12 protein-coding genes are annotated in these 15,019 nt (G+C 45.5%); 3 read left to right on the plus strand and 9 right to left on the minus strand.

Annotation, left to right across the window (positions count from 1 at the left end):
• Positions 1 to 14 precede the first annotated feature (14 nt).
• The gene (locus BLV62_RS13345; protein ID WP_089762404.1) at positions 15 to 1,097 is read right to left on the minus strand and encodes an efflux RND transporter periplasmic adaptor subunit; all 1,083 of its coding nucleotides are present in this window, start codon (positions 1,095 to 1,097) and stop codon (positions 15 to 17) included.
• Positions 1,098 to 1,531: 434 nt separating this feature from the next.
• Between BLV62_RS13345 and BLV62_RS13350 the strand changes: the two genes are divergently transcribed.
• The 3 genes from BLV62_RS13350 to rnc are packed head-to-tail and all read left to right on the plus strand — an operon-like array spanning position 1,532 to position 3,775.
• Positions 1,532 to 1,768, plus strand: coding sequence for an acyl carrier protein (locus BLV62_RS13350; RefSeq protein ID WP_012788038.1), 237 nt, complete (start codon positions 1,532 to 1,534; stop codon positions 1,766 to 1,768).
• A gap of 23 nt (positions 1,769 to 1,791) precedes the next feature.
• Positions 1,792 to 3,045 (plus strand): beta-ketoacyl-ACP synthase II, encoded by a 1,254-nt coding sequence (gene fabF, locus BLV62_RS13355; RefSeq protein WP_089762406.1) that lies wholly within the window; start codon positions 1,792 to 1,794, stop codon positions 3,043 to 3,045.
• 10 nt (positions 3,046 to 3,055) lie between these two features.
• Positions 3,056 to 3,775, plus strand: coding sequence for a ribonuclease III (gene rnc, locus BLV62_RS13360; RefSeq protein WP_225889576.1), 720 nt, complete (start codon positions 3,056 to 3,058; stop codon positions 3,773 to 3,775).
• Positions 3,776 to 3,803: 28 nt separating this feature from the next.
• Here rnc and BLV62_RS13365 read toward each other — a convergent pair whose 3' ends face one another.
• The 8 genes from BLV62_RS13365 to BLV62_RS13400 form a co-directional block, all read right to left on the minus strand.
• Complete coding sequence (locus tag BLV62_RS13365; protein ID WP_089762408.1) at positions 3,804 to 4,409, minus strand: GyrI-like domain-containing protein; 606 nt, start codon at positions 4,407 to 4,409, stop codon at positions 3,804 to 3,806.
• 76 nt (positions 4,410 to 4,485) lie between these two features.
• On the minus strand, positions 4,486 to 5,442 hold the full coding sequence (locus BLV62_RS13370; RefSeq protein ID WP_089762410.1) for a helix-turn-helix transcriptional regulator: 957 nt from the start codon (positions 5,440 to 5,442) through the stop codon (positions 4,486 to 4,488).
• 244 nt (positions 5,443 to 5,686) lie between these two features.
• A complete protein-coding gene (gene cydB / locus BLV62_RS13375) occupies positions 5,687 to 6,721 on the minus strand; it encodes a cytochrome d ubiquinol oxidase subunit II (protein WP_089762412.1) in 1,035 nt (344 codons plus the stop codon).
• A 4-nt stretch (positions 6,722 to 6,725) separates the two neighbouring features.
• Entirely contained in the window at positions 6,726 to 8,117 is a 1,392-nt protein-coding gene (locus BLV62_RS13380; protein WP_089762414.1) for a cytochrome ubiquinol oxidase subunit I, read from the minus strand.
• Positions 8,118 to 8,409: 292 nt separating this feature from the next.
• On the minus strand, positions 8,410 to 11,799 hold the full coding sequence (locus BLV62_RS13385; RefSeq protein WP_089762415.1) for an ATP-binding protein: 3,390 nt from the start codon (positions 11,797 to 11,799) through the stop codon (positions 8,410 to 8,412).
• The gene (locus tag BLV62_RS13390; protein ID WP_089762417.1) at positions 11,780 to 12,373 is read right to left on the minus strand and encodes a DUF4194 domain-containing protein; all 594 of its coding nucleotides are present in this window, start codon (positions 12,371 to 12,373) and stop codon (positions 11,780 to 11,782) included. The genes BLV62_RS13385 and BLV62_RS13390 overlap by 20 nt, the downstream gene beginning before the upstream one ends.
• A 3-nt stretch (positions 12,374 to 12,376) precedes the next feature.
• Entirely contained in the window at positions 12,377 to 13,972 is a 1,596-nt protein-coding gene (locus BLV62_RS13395) for a DUF3375 domain-containing protein (RefSeq protein ID WP_089762419.1), read from the minus strand.
• Positions 13,917 to 14,822 carry a bestrophin family protein gene (locus BLV62_RS13400; protein ID WP_089762421.1) on the minus strand — a complete coding sequence of 302 codons (906 nt, stop codon included), beginning with the start codon at positions 14,820 to 14,822 and terminating at the stop codon, positions 13,917 to 13,919. The genes BLV62_RS13395 and BLV62_RS13400 overlap by 56 nt, the downstream gene beginning before the upstream one ends.
• Between the last annotated feature and the right edge of the window lie 197 nt (positions 14,823 to 15,019).

Here is a 15,019-nt window from a genome sequence, read left to right on the forward strand (position 1 = left end):
GGGGGCTGTCTTCATTATTGTATTTTATTGTACTTCAATGGCATACCTGGTTTAAGCTGAAGGATACCTGTTGTGATAACGGTATCGCCAGGTTTAAGTCCGTTGGTTATCTGTACGGAGCTTTCGGTTCTTTGGCCGGTTTCTACTACTACAAATTTAGCGACGCCCTGGTCGGCAATGATCACCTTTTTATCGCGGGTTCCGGGTATGACAGCCTGTGAAGGGATCATCATGGCGTCGGGAATATCTTTAAGGATGATCTTTACTTTGGCGAAAGAGCCGGGGAACAATACGCCGCTGTTATTAGGAACGATTGCCCTCAGTTTCATTGTACGGGTGGTAAGGTCTATTTTCGGATCTATTGCGTAAATGCTTCCTTTATAATCGTTTCTGTCGCCCGCTACGTTAAAGATCACCTGGTCGCCTACTTTAACGGCGTTGCGGTATTTTTCGGCAACGGCGAAGTCCATTTTCAGGGGATCTATCTGTTGGAGGGTAGTGATGATGGTAGCGGAAGATACGATGGCGCCTTCGCTGACGTTGCGGAGGCCCAGTTTCCCGCTGAAGGGAGCTCTGAGTTCTGTTTTCTGCAGCTGGGTCTGTGTATATTCCATATCTGCCTGGTAAGCGCTTACCTGGTTACGGGTAACATCTACATCCTGTTGACTTATTCCATTGATCTTTAAAAGGTTCTCTTGTCTTTCTAACGTGGTTTTAGCCAGTTGTTGCTGTAATTTGAGCTTTTGAAGCTGGGCTTTCAGGTCTTCGTCGTATAGTTTAACGAGCATATCCCCTTTCCTGACATTGGTACCTTCTTTGAAGAACAGTTTGATTATACGGCCATTGATCTCTGGTTTTACCTCTACTTCTTCATTGCTTTGCAGGGTACCGCTGGCTTCTATTGTTTGGTTCAGGAGGCCTGTTTTTACAACCCAGGCGTCGGTTAACAGGAGCTTTGGTCCGCTGCTTTTGGCATTTTGGGCAGAGGGTTCCCCGGATGCTTTACTGCCGGCTATTTTCTTATAAAGGAAGAAGATAGCAATGCAGGCAACAGCCAGGATTAGGATTGTTCGAACTGTCTTTTTGGTGATGGCCATATCAATTAAATAATTTTCCAGCTGGTTAGGCTATATCAATACAACGAAACGGGCTAAGTAGAGGTAATTCCTCATAAGCCGGACAAATTTAAGCAAAGAGGGGTCTGAAAGGTACGGGCGACTGTTAATTAGCGTTAATGGATTCGATAAGTGGCAAAAAAGGAGGTTGAATGGAGGAAAAAAGGGAATTGGCAGAGATTCTCTCTATTCTGGGAGAAAAACATGACTTTTGAGTGAAAAATTGCAAATCTGTAAGTGAGGGAATATCAAAATTGTATAAATTCTTTTATTAACAAAGCTACGAATATGTTAACTGTAGTGGGTTTGGCGGGAATGTAGGAGATGTCGTGCCTTTAAAATTTGGGCTATCTGTTGGCAATTCAATAAAAATTATATTTTTGCACTCAAGTTTTAAACCAAAAACACTTAAAATTATGTCAGACATTGCATCAAGAGTTAAAAAGATCATCATTGACAAATTGGGCGTTGACGAAGCCGAGGTAACTCCTGAAGCCAGCTTCACCAACGACTTAGGCGCTGACTCTTTGGATACGGTAGAACTGATTATGGAATTCGAAAAAGAATTCAACATCTCCATTCCTGACGAACAAGCTGAAACTATTACTACTGTTGGCCAGGCAGTTGCTTACCTGGAAGAACATGTAAAATAATCCTACTAATCAGAATTGTTTTAATGCAACCAAGACGAGTTGTCGTTACAGGTTTAGGCGCTCTTACACCGCTCGGCAATTCCGTAGCCGAATTCTGGAGCGGATTGACGAACGGTGTATCCAGCGCGGATTATATCAAGCAATTTGATGCTTCCAAGTTCAAAACCCGTTTTGCTTGCGAACTGAAAAATTTCGATCCTACTAATTACCTGGACAAAAAGGAGGCCCGGAAAATGGACCCCTTTATTCAAACAGCGGTAATATCCGCAGATCAGGCGATCCTGGACGCCCAGATTAAAAAAGACAAGATCAATTCGGATCGGGTCGGTGTAATTTGGGGTACAGGGGTAGGTGGAATGATAAATTTCAGCCACGAGCTTAAAGAATTTCACTTAGGGGACGGTACACCCCGCTTCAGTCCTTTCCTCATCACAAGGCTAATCCTGGATATTGCGGCCGGATACATTTCTATCCGCCACGGTTTCCGCGGGCCTAATTTTTCTGTTGTATCTGCTTGTGCATCAGCAACCAATGCTATTATTGAAGCAATGTACAGCATCCGTTACGGGAAAACCGACATGGTTATCACCGGGGGATCAGAAAATGTGATCAACGAACCTTGTGTGGGCGGTTTCAATGCCATGAAGGCCTTGTCCGAAAGAAACGACGATCCTAAAACAGCTTCCAGGCCTTTTGACCTCGACCGCGACGGTTTTGTAATGGGAGAAGGAGCAGGAGCCCTGGTACTGGAATCGTTGGAGCATGCCCAGGCAAGAGGCGCTAAAATTTATGCAGAATTAGCTGGAGGCGGTGCAACTGCCGATGCTTACCATATTACAGCCCCCCATCCGGAAGGATTGGGCGCACAGAATGTAATGCGTAACGCCTTGTCAGATGCCGGCTTGCAACCAGCTGATATCGATTATATCAACGTTCACGGTACTTCTACTCCACTTGGAGATATTGCCGAAGTAAAAGCCATTCAGCAGGTATTTGGAGAACATGCTTATAACCTGAACATCAGTTCTACCAAATCTATGACCGGTCACTTACTCGGGGCTGCCGGCGCCGTTGAATCTATAGCTGCGATCATGTCCATCATTGATGGCATAGTTCCTCCTACGATCAACCACTTTACAGACGATCCTCAGCTGGACCCGAAATTAAATTTTACTTTCAATATCGCACAAAAGAGAGAAGTAAGGGCTGCGCTTTCCAATACCTTCGGGTTTGGCGGGCATAACGCTTCCGTTATTTTCAAAAAATTTGTTCCTTGATTTTGATTGTGTGAGATTACTGCCAGGTTTTTTATATCGATTTGTTTCCAAAAAGAGGCACTTATATAAAGAGCTTCATAACTTGCTCGGTTTCCCTCCGGGCAATTTTGCCCTTTATGAAGTTGCCTTGAGCCATCGTTCCAGTAAAGAAAAGTTCCTGGAAAGCAACGAAAGGCTGGAATACCTTGGTGACGCCATTCTCGGCGCCATCGTGGGAGACTATTTGTTCAAAAAGTACCCCTATAAAACAGAAGGTTACTTAACAGAAATGCGCTCCAAGATCGTTAACCGGCAACAATTGAACGACATCGCCATCAAAATGGGGTTGCGTAAACTGACCATTTACGATAAATACAACAGCTTCCTCAAGATCAGCCAGATCTTTGGTAATACCCTGGAAGCCCTCGTAGGCGCCGTATACCTCGATAAAGGCTATACCAAAACCCAGCAATTTGTTCATAAACGCATCTTAATGCCATATATCGATATGGACCAACTGGAAGCAGTTGAAATGAATCATAAGAACAAATTATATGGTTGGGCCAACAAAAATGGCAAGACCCTCGAGTTCGAACTCCTGGAAGAACAGGTAGATAACGGCCGCCGGATCTTTACAGTAGGCGCCGTGGTAGACGGAGAACTGATCTGCAGCGGTAAAGCCTTCAATAAAAAAGACGCCAGCCAGATAGCCGCTCAACAAGCTATTATTCAATTGGGGTTAACCGAATAATCACTTTCTCATTTAAAGACTTTCGACATCACTTCCTCACAGGATGGCGTAGAATAGTTCGCTGCTTTTCAGGCGCTGTTCTCCTGAAATCGGAGAGATAGATCTCATGATGCCGGCCATTGAACGCATATCCTTCCTGCTCAATATAACCATGCAGTTTCTTCAGGGTTCTTGGCTCTTCGCTGAAAGGCCCTTCGTGCAGGACCTGTACGCATAGTCCTTCTTCCATTTGTTTGAGCTGAACCTGGTTAACCAGCGGGGATTTCTTTTTAGCCATAGCTTTTTCAACCGCCTGCCTGAACTGGGCCTGGGAAATATCATCGGGCAACATGATAGCCAGCTCGTAATGCCAGAGATCACGCGGTACCTGCAGCGGATCAATACCAGTTGCATCTACCCACCAAAACCCTTCCAGCTTGCTCACCACAAAGTCTTTTCCCTTTGCCTTATTGTCGAACTTTATTCCATAGGCAACGGAATAAAGCGCTGCCACGGCAGCTGCAAATTGTTCTCCGTCGGGGTTTCCCTGGCCTGTAATAGTGAGGTACAAGCCTTTTTCAACTTCTGTTACATGAGGTGTGGGAGTGGCGGTAAAATACTTTTTGTACGCTTTTGTAAGGTCTAGTTTTGCCATGGTTTTCAATCAAGTTTGTAATGAAGCACAAAATAAAAGTCCCATGGTGACAACCCTATGTCAGTAGTCTTCAATCTTACTGATAATGATCATGTAATTCTTTTACCAGGTCAGAGATGGCTGTTTTTAGTTCCTGGGGTTCCCTTACTTCTGCGCTTCTGCCAAGCATCAGCAGCCAGCGGGCGAAATACGACAAATGAGGCTGGAGGAAGGTTAATTCCGTTTTATTACCTACCACTGTTTCTTCCATAAGCCCGAAGTAATACTTCTGATCGTGCACAAACCGCATAACCTCATTGTCTATTGCGATCTTCACCAGGTAAGAAGGAGCTTCTTCTTTATTTCTCCTCTCTTCCAGGTAGGTTTGTAAAGAAGGGTGATTATTACGGTTATAAGAGTGGGAAAGGATGGTCAGTTTCCTGATCCTGTCTATCCGGAAGTCGCGGTACCCTTGTCTTAAACGGCAATAAGCGATCAAGTGCCAGTAGTTGCTGGTGTAGAAGATGCCAATAGGCTCTACTTCCCTGGCGCTATCCTGGTTTTGAAGAGAATAATAGTCGATCTTAATGACATGGTTGGTACCCAGGGCCTGTTGTATCTCCGTGAGGAAGCGGTTAGGGAACTGCATATCCTCGAACTGGGGCCGGGCCCTGAGTACGGCAATATTGTCGTCAAGGGTTTCCAGGTAGTCTTTTTCGGCGCCCCGGAGTACAGACCGGATCTTTTCCATTGCCAACCCAAACTGTTTGCGATTGCTGATGTCGCTGAACTGGGCCATCAGCTTCTCACCTGTCAGCAGCGCAGCGGCCTCTTCTTTGGAGAACATGATAGGGGGCAGATGGTAGCCATCCACTATATAATAACCGGTGCCAGCTTCCGCTCCAATGGGCACGCCGGCCTCCTGCAAGGCTTTAACATCCCGGTACACGGTACGCAAGCTGATGTTGAAACGGTCGGAGATTTCGGCAGCCTTAACAATTTTTTTACCCTGAAGCTGGATTAAAATAGCAGTCAGACGGTCAATACGATTCATGGAATTGCTTATTTTCGCCTACTAATTTCGGGCGTAAAAATTATTTTCAGAATTTTTTTGTTGCCGATTAAACTTTTGAAATAGCAGAAGGTCTTATATACGACGTCTCCCAACCAGCACGGCAAAAGAGGTAAAGACAATTGACGAAGAGGGAGATCTCTAAAAACGATGCTACAGTACAGAATATAGGTTAAATGGTAAGTCCCTGCAATTTCTTGCGGGGACCTGTTTTTTAAGCCCTTCCCTAGTAACTCATCTCGTTTAGCTTCACTTTACCCCTGAAGGTCCAGAACAGGAAAGTTGTATATCCTATTACCATAGGCGTTCCGATAGCAGCTATCAATAACATGATCTTAAGCGATTTTGCAGAGGAAGCGGCGGCATAGATACTGATGCTGTACGCCGGGTCGATAGTCGAAATGACGATATTCGGGAACAGCCCCACTGCAAACAGGATCAATAAACAGGCAGTGATAATACAGGAGAACAGGAAAGCGGTAAAGTATTTCCTGGCATCAATATTCCTTTTAATATTCAGGAGCGTCAGCACGGCCCCTAAAGGGATTGCAAAAAGCTCCGGGTACGCTTTAAAACGGGCGGTCATATGAGGCACATAGATCAGTGTGGCCATCGACGTTAGTATGAAGCAAAGAATGAAGAACTTGCTGCAATTGTTCACAATCACCGTCAATTTTGTATAAAGCCTGTGCTCTGTTTTCATCACCAGGTAAATAGCTCCATGGAGCATGAATAATGATAAGGTGGTAACTGCTATCAGGATAGCATAAGGATTGAAGAAGGTCAGCAGGTTGCCTGTAAATTCATGTTCCTTGTTAATAGGCAGGCCATGGATCAGGTTTCCCAACACCAGGCCCAGTAACAGGGTGATAGCTGTACTGGAAACTGTATAACTGATATCCCACATTTTACGCCACCATTTCCAGGGTTCCTTACTCCGGAATTCTATAGAGATAGCCCTGAAGATCAGCGCTACCAGGAACAGCATGAAGGGAATATAAAAGGTAGATAATACAACGCCATACACCAGCGGGAAGCCGGCGAACAAAGCGCCCCCGGCAATTACCAGCCAAACTTCATTTCCATCCCAGACAGGGCCTATAGCATTCAAAGCAAGCCGCCTGCTTTCTTCCTTGTTAAAGAAAAGATGTAAAGAACCGGCGCCAAGGTCAAATCCGTCTAACACTCCATATCCTGTTATCAAACCGCCAATTACAAGGAACCACCAGGTTGGAAGGTCTAATCCAAGTATTGTTTCCATGCTGTTATAATTTTGTAGGATGAAAGGTTATATTATCGTGATAATAGCCATCGTATTCGCTTTCCGCGTGTTCAGATATATCTGGCCCATGCTGTATTTTCCTGTTAAGCAGGTAGATGAACAAAGCGAACAATACTACATATACAAAGGTGAAAAGGATCAACGAGAACATCACCTGGTCTGCTGTTACCTTTTTGGAAAGCGCGTCTGACGTTTTCAGTAATTTATATACCACCCAGGGCTGGCGGCCTACTTCAGCAGCATACCATCCTACCTGGTTAGCGATCTGGGGCAATAACACCGACCAGCAGAATATGATCATCAGCCAGCGTTTATTGAACAGTTTGTTTTTCCATAAAAGAACTACTCCAAATATGGTGAGCGCTATTAACGCCACGCCTATACTGATCATAATATGGTACATCTGGAAAACGAAGTTCACTGCAGTAGGTCTTTCTTCTTTTGGCGTAGCATTTAAACCCTGTACAGGCGCAGAAAAGCTGTTGTGTGTAAGGAATGATAAACCTCCCGGAATTTTGATGCCGGTAGTTTTCTCCGCTTTATTGTCAACCCATCCTACTATATACATTGGTGCAACAGCAGAACTATCGTAATGCCCTTCCATTGCCGCCAGTTTTTCGGGTTGGTATTTACTTACGTAATGCGCAGAACGATGACCTGTGAAAAGCTGCAATAACGCAGCAACAGCGGCTACGCTTAAACCAACTTTAAACATTGCCTGGGCATGTTTGATATGCCTTTCTTTCAGTATATACCAGGCGCCCACGCTGATCACCAGGAAAGAACCGGCGAGGAATGCGCCTATAATAACATGCGAAAAACGATCAACGGAAGAAGGATTTAAAACCATTTCCCAGAAATCTGTTACAACGGCCCTGGCTTTCAGGCCTTCGCCTTCTATCCTGAAGCCGGCGGGCGTTTGCTGCCAGGAGTTGGCGATCACGATCCAGAGCGCAGAGAAGATAGAACCCAGCGCCACCATGCAGGTAGAGAAGAAATGGACCCCTTTGTTTACTTTGTTCCAGCCAAAGAGCAATACGCCAAGGAAAGCCGATTCCATCGCAAATGCAAAGATGCCTTCTGCCGCCAGCGCACTGCCAAAAATATCGCCTACATAATGAGAATAAGTAGCCCAGTTGGTACCGAATTCAAATTCCATGACGATACCTGTTGCTACCCCGATACCAAATATCAGGGCAAATATCTTTATCCAGAACCTGGTAATGTCTTTGTACAGCAACAGTCCCGTTTTCAGGTATAACCCTTCCATGATCACAAGGCAAACCCCTAATCCTATACTCAACGGGGGATAGATATAGTGAAACGCAATGGTAAAGGCGAATTGTATCCTTGAAAGTATTTCTACGGAAGGCATAAACTTGAATTATTGTTACAAAGGTAGCAGGTGTATTAATCCATGAACCTGATGTTTATCATGTATTAATATAAATATAATGTTTCTACTCCTTTTTTCACGCAGAGGTTTCACGCAGAGAGGCATAAGAAGCAAAGAGGCATAAGATATTTTTTTAAAGAAAATAAGAAAGCAAAGAAGGAAATTATGTTATATAATCTCACCTCTTTGCTTTCTTAATATTCGCTCAGATCAAAAAAATCTTATGCCTCTTTGCTTCTTATGCCTCTCTGCGTGAAACCTCCGCGTGAAATCAAGACAAGGCCGCCATTGATTCGAATTCTTTTTTGCGTTCTATGTATTCTTCCATCGTGAAGTTGTATACAACGGAATCGCGTTTGTTCTTGTTCGCAACAAAATGGCAGGCATGTATATACGGTTCTGCGATATTCAGTTTATCTAACGGCGTAACTACCAGTAGCTGGAGGTTCAGCTGGCCGCAGTATTCCATCAGGTAATGGCTTTTCTCAGGGTCGAGCTTACTGAAAGCTTCATCCACTGTAATGAACCGTAAACTGCGGTGCTGGCGGTTGGCTTCATTGATGCCAAACTGGTAGGCGATGGCAGCTCCCAGGATGGTATAAGTGAACTGGGCTTTTTCTCCACCCGATAAGCTGGCAGTATCTTCATAATATTTGAAGGCCCGGTTATCTGCAATGTAAAATTCCTTTGCCCCGAAATCCAGCCAGTTGCGGACGTCGGTTACTTTTCGTCTCCACGCTTCGTTCTGCTGCAATTCATCGATCAACAATTTGATATTCTGGAAAAGTTGTTCGCCGTAAGCTTCATCTTTTTCCATATGGTATTTGTAGCTGTCAGGTACCGCGCCGCTCAGCTTCTCCTTGAAGTTGCGTATTTCAACATCCTTTACCATCCTGCATTCCAGTTGCAGGTAAGTATCCGGATTCTTGTTGAAGGTGATATTGCGCAGCGGTTCGTTCAGGTCGTCGATCACTTCGCGGATCAGGTCTTCCTGGCCGTATATCCATGCCCGGTAGTTGGTAATAGCGTTGAGCATGCTGGTATCCATGTATTTGCGGAAACGTTCTTTATGCTCTATCAGGCGCTGGTATTTAATTCGCTCATATAAGGCCGTAAATTCGTCTAAATACTTCACATGAGGCTGAAGGTCAGTAACGTCGCCTAACCAGTCGGGATACAGGTCGTGGATCGATTTAGGAGGCATTACAAAAGCAGATAGCTGCCTGGTGATCTCAGATTCTTTATCGGTCGACAGGCGTAATGCTTCCGTCATGGAAGTTCTCAGGCTTTCATCTGCCTTTTTCCTGTAAGCAGCCAACTGGGAAACTGTTTGCGCCGTTTCGGTAATGGCCAGGTCTGTAAGGAATTCCAGCGCTTTTTGCTGGGATGCATCGTCCAGTTTGTTGACCCGCAGTTGTTTGAAATAACGTTGTTTCTCTGCTGTTTTATCATCCAGCCGGCCTTTTTCCTGCAACATCTTTTCCTTTTCCTGCTCTTTGGCGGCAATGCTGGCAGTAGTTTCGTCGAGCTGTTCGCAGATCACCTGGTATTTGTCGCTGGTCTGCAATAACGCATTCTTTTCCCTGGTGAATGTTTCAATCACCTCGGCATGCGATTGCCAGTCTATTTCTGAATAATTGCGCAATGAAAGGAACGCGGTTAACAGGGAGTGGTTGCCGGCAATACCTTTACGGGCTGTTTCAAGCTGTGAAATGCTGTGCTGCAGGGTTTCTATATTGGCATTGCATTCGTCCTGTTCCGTTTTCAGCAGGCGCAGTTTATTTTTATTGTTCCAGCCCAGCACGTAATTATTCTTTTGTCCACGGGCTGGTCTGTCGTCTTTTTCGTGGCGCGACGATTGCCTGATCAATCCATTTGAAGTGATGGCCTTTTTCGACTTGTTGAATACATCCATCTTGTCGGTACAGGTATAGTCGAACTGGTCGATTAACTGCTGCTCCAACCATTCTTTAAATTCTGTGCCCGGTTTGATCTCGATTTTCTGCAGGAGGCTATCCTTTTCTGAAGGCATGCGCAGCATGGTATAGGATTGCTCTTCCACTTTATGGTATACCAGCCGGGTTTGCAGGTTGTTTTCGTTGATGTATTTGTTGATATCCCTGATATAGTCTTCCGGTACCAGCAGGCGCAATGCAAAGTTGTGCAATACTTTTTCGATAGCGGCTTCCCAGTGGCTCTCGGAGCTTTTTACCCTGATCAGCTCTCCTGCAAACGGCAGCGCATCTTCTGAAATATCGAGCATATCTGCCAGTTGCTGGCGGATGCGGATCAGTTCATAAGGGATGTTGTTTTTCCGGTTGAGGAAAGAGTCGATCTCTTCTTCGAGCCTTGCAGCTTCCGATTGTTCGGCGGCCAGGCTGCTTTTATGATGGAAGATCTCTTCCTGTAAGGAATCTATTTGTTTATCCAGGCCGCTGAGTTGTTTTTCGGCCCTGGCAATGTTGTCGTGGAACCGCTGTTCGTCCGGCGATGCAGCGAGGTTTAGCCTTTCTGCCAGCTTATTGTATTCTTCCATTTTACTACGCTTGGCCTCCTGGGCTTTCAGTTCGTAGTGAATGGTCTTTTCCATGGAACGGAGCTGTTCATCTACGCTGTTATTGGCTTTCTGCGCTATCAGTTCATCTTTCCTGAGTTGCAGGGATTTGAGCTGGTTGTTGATGGCAGTAAGATTGGTAGCTGTGAGTTCCTGTTCCTGTTGCAGTACCTGGAGTTCCTGTTCCAGCAGGTCTTTCTCCTGTTTATTGAACCAGGCAGGGAGTATATCCTGAAGGTTTTGCAGTTCCCTGTTCCTTTCCTGCAACGCTTTCCATGCCTCCCGGTTTTCGATGATGGGTTCCAGCATTTTCAGCTGTGTTTCATCTTTCTGGATGGCGCGGTGACTGGTGAGCAGGCTTTCGTAGTTCTCCCGTAGTTTGAGGAATTCGCCTTCGCTGTCTGTTTCATCCAGCATCTGGCCGCGGATAAAAGAGTTCAGGTCGCCCAGTACTTTGATCCCTACCGTCTGGTTAAACAACGAGAGCGCTTTTTCGCTGCGCAGCCCGAAGATGTTGCTGAACAATGCAGAGTATTCCTTGAAGCTGTCGGTGATCTCGGTTTTTGGATATTCGAGGCGAAGTTTTTTCTTCCAGTCGCCTTTTACATCAAATTTCCCGTTTCCGAAATGGTCGTTGATATTCAGTTTGTGCGGCGATACGATGAACTGGCGTTTCATTTCACCGGCGTACCATCTTACCTGCGCCAGCGTGATCTGGTGCATGGTTGCGGCATTGTAGAAGTAGGCCAGCAATACTGAATACGGGTTGTTTTCCTTGTGACGGAGTTGATCGGTTTTCGATTGCTGGGATTCTTCAGAGAATGTTTTCCCGTAGTATCCCCAGAAATACGATTCTTCTCCCCTGTCCTTCCTTTGTTCTGTACCGGATGACTGGTTATAGAAACGTTTATTGGAGGGCACAAGCAGTGTTAACAGGGCGTCGATGAGGGTAGTTTTACCGCTACCGTTAGCGCCGGTCAGCAGTGAAGTCTGACCATTGGTATTAACACGATATATTTTATTGTGAAAGGTTCCCCAGTTGTATATTTCAAAATACTGCAACCGGAATCCGCTTTCCTTGGCATCACTATTGAACAGGGTTGACATGCAGTTTTAATTTTGATTTGATCTCTTCCAGTTTTTCGTTATTTACCAGCGCTTTGATGATCCTCTTAACTTCGTATTGCTGTAATTCTTTATTGACAGCATCTTCCCGTGTTACTTTCAGGACGCCTACATTGAGCAGGCTGTTGATAGGTTTGTTAAGGTCTTTAAGCAGTTTTGACCGGTTATGCCGGTCTTTAAAGAAGATGGCCAGCCGTTCTTTGATCTCTTTTTGCGTGAGGAACAACCTGGTGCCGCTTCCTTTAATATCAAATTCGTCGAGGGCTTCCCTGAGCACGATGCAGAGCAGGGTTGCCTCGTAGGTGAGCCGGGTTTTCCTCATAAGTCTTGGCAGCGGCTTATCGGCAAGGCTTTCGTCTGCTTCCGGCTGAACGATGCGGGCAAAGCCGTCGCTTTCGCTGATCACCAGTTGCAGGCCTACCTGTTGCAGGTATTTGCTTAATTCCGTTTGCCAGCCCAGGAGGTCTTTCCAGTAAGTTTTATCTTCTTCGTAAATGGGTCCCTGCATGAGTTTCAGGAACACGTGTGCAAAGGGCGATGTATTTTTTTCGGCCATAAATTAGTTTTGAGCATTGGTGAACAGTACCATAGGCATATTGATGGTACGGTTACCGAGGGTCACCGGGTCTGGTGTTTCAAGAATGATGTGATGCGAAGACTGGCTGGCGATGGAGAAATAGGTGATCAGTTCTGTCAGTCCTTTTTCTGCTCCATAAACTTCTACCAGTTCTTTCAGGCTCACTTGTTTTTTATTTTCCAGCTGGGTGGCGATCCTGTTTTCCAGCAATGTTCTGTCGATATTGAACTGGTTGAACAGGGCCTGGAGGTCGGATGCTTCGAAATCGTTGCCGCCAAGGCCGTCCGGGAAGGTTACCTGCAGGTTAGGTTTCTTTTCTTCTGCAAGATCCCAGCGGTCGAAGAGGTCGATTTCCGGATCGCTTTCCAGGTCGATGAAAAACTCGTCGCCTGGTGGTTGGTCCAGCGACTGGAAGGCCAGTTGCCTGATATCATTGATCAGTTCCATGGCCTTGCGGTGTTCGGTGAAGTTGGTTTCGCTGAGTACGCGGCTCAGTTTATCGCTTAGCTTCTTGTTGGCATCTATCACTTTTTTACCGGAGGCATGGAGGTATTGTTTGAGTTTTTTCAGGAAGCGGTCATTTTTATATTCAATGTTCCTGTCTTCCAGCAGCTCATAGAGTTTTTCTATCAGCATTCTCATTTCATCCTGTTTCTTTTCATCCATCAGGAATTCCCAGAACGAATAGAAGCTTTTTCCCTGGTCTTTTTCCCTGAGCGCTTCGAAAGAATCGAGGGTATAGGCCAGGAGGGTGCCTTTGGCGATGTCTCTTTCGCTTTGTTTGCGGTAGATCTCCTGGGTGATCTGTTCAAAGTTCTGTTCTACTTCCTTAAAGTCGCTGAGCAGTTCGCGCGACATGCGGTTTACATCGTAGAACCTCTCTTTGATCTGGGTATCGTCGAACACCTGGACTTTGCCTGAAATGGTGATGGCTTTGATCTCCTGTTCTATCTCGAATTTTTTTCTTTCCAGTTCCTGTATCCTTTGCTGGGGATCTTTATTGCTTTGATCTACCAGTTCTTTGACCTTGGAGAAGATATCTTTGAAGCGGCTTTCGGTACCTACGAATTCCCGTTTTTGAAGGGTAGAGATCCAGTGCATTACTTTTTCCATGTCGCTGCTTAGTTCATGGATATCTACGCCGTCGTCGTCGGGGTATTTCCGGAGAAAGCCTTTATTGCTCCATTGTTCTATGTATTTCCTGGCTTTTTCGTCGTCGTTGTCCAGCAGGCTGCTGGCATCTATTTCGTCGTCGGTTGCCTTGTAGCCGGTCATGCCCAGGTAATCTGATAACCTTGTTACCAGTTCTACGTTTGATATGGTTGTCTGATTTTTTTCTTTAAAGGTGTAATGAAAAAATGACAGCATCAAAGGGGCGCTACGGGCCCTTAAAATTCTCAGAGTTACCGATTGGGCGTATAGATTACAAAGTTGTTCATACGTCATATACTGTAAAAATAGGAAATTACGAATTACTAAAAAGCAATCCGTCATCTGCGTATAGTCTTCAGGGTGGCTATGCCTACATGATATAAAGCCCGTCCATTCTTGGTTGTACGGGAGCCGGCACGGGTTCATCGCCCAGCAATTGGATAGTATTTATTTCTATAGTCCTGGAAATATTATCGAGGGGAATGGCCATGGGCTGGAAATCGAAGGGGTCCTGGAGAAAAGTTCCGTTCAGGTGGGTGGCATGAAATACGAACCCGAACATCCAGCCGAAGGGGATAGACCAAATGCCGATGGTATCTATCATGAGTAGTGTATTCATGAGTACATAGAACCAGATGAACATCCGGGTAAAATACAGGTAGCTGGGAGGGAATACGGTATTCCTTATCCGTTCCGACTGGCCCATTTCGTCGCAATGCTTTACCAGGAGCTGGTTCATTTCCATAAAAGTGAAGCCGTCGATGGCGCCGGTGTTCCGGAGATGTTGGAGGTCGCGGGCCTGCAGGTTCAGGATGGCGTTGGGAATATTGTTTTCTTTTTGCACCTGTTCTATTTCTTCCCGGGTGAGGTAGCGGGTATAATAATCGTCGGGCCGTTTGCGCAATACGGTTTTAAGGGCGTATACGAAAGCCAGGTGCCGGTATATCATGTGCCGGACCATGGTTTGGGGGGCGGCTTCGGTATTCGACTGGTAGTAAAGAAGGCTGCGGGCCCAGGACCTGGAGTCGTTGACGAGGGCGCCCCATATTTTACGTGCTTCCCACCAGCGGTCATAAGCCTGGTTGTTGTTAAAACCTATAAAGAAGGCCAGGGCAGTACCCAGGGCTGTTGAAATGGAAGCCGGGATGGCCAGCTGGAGGAGAAAGTAATGAGTGTCCAGGAAATACAGCAGGCTGCAACAGGCGAGCAGCATCAGGTCTACTTTCCAGGTAAAAGCGAATACCTGGCGGATGGAGAGGCTATGTTTCAGCAGCATGTTCTTAGGGTTTAAACGCTTATTTCAAGGTAAATAAAAAAATGCAAAAAATTATCTGGTTAAAAACCAATTAATTAGAATTTATTTTACCTATTAGTCTATAGGAATAGTAGGGAATTAAATTTTTTGTTCTATCTTTGATCCAGAAATCAAAACCAAAGCTTAAAAATAGCTGCCGGATATCAACCATTTAAAAA

This window comes from Chitinophaga terrae (ex Kim and Jung 2007) (assembly GCF_900107795.1).
Classification (GTDB): domain Bacteria; phylum Bacteroidota; class Bacteroidia; order Chitinophagales; family Chitinophagaceae; genus Chitinophaga; species Chitinophaga terrae.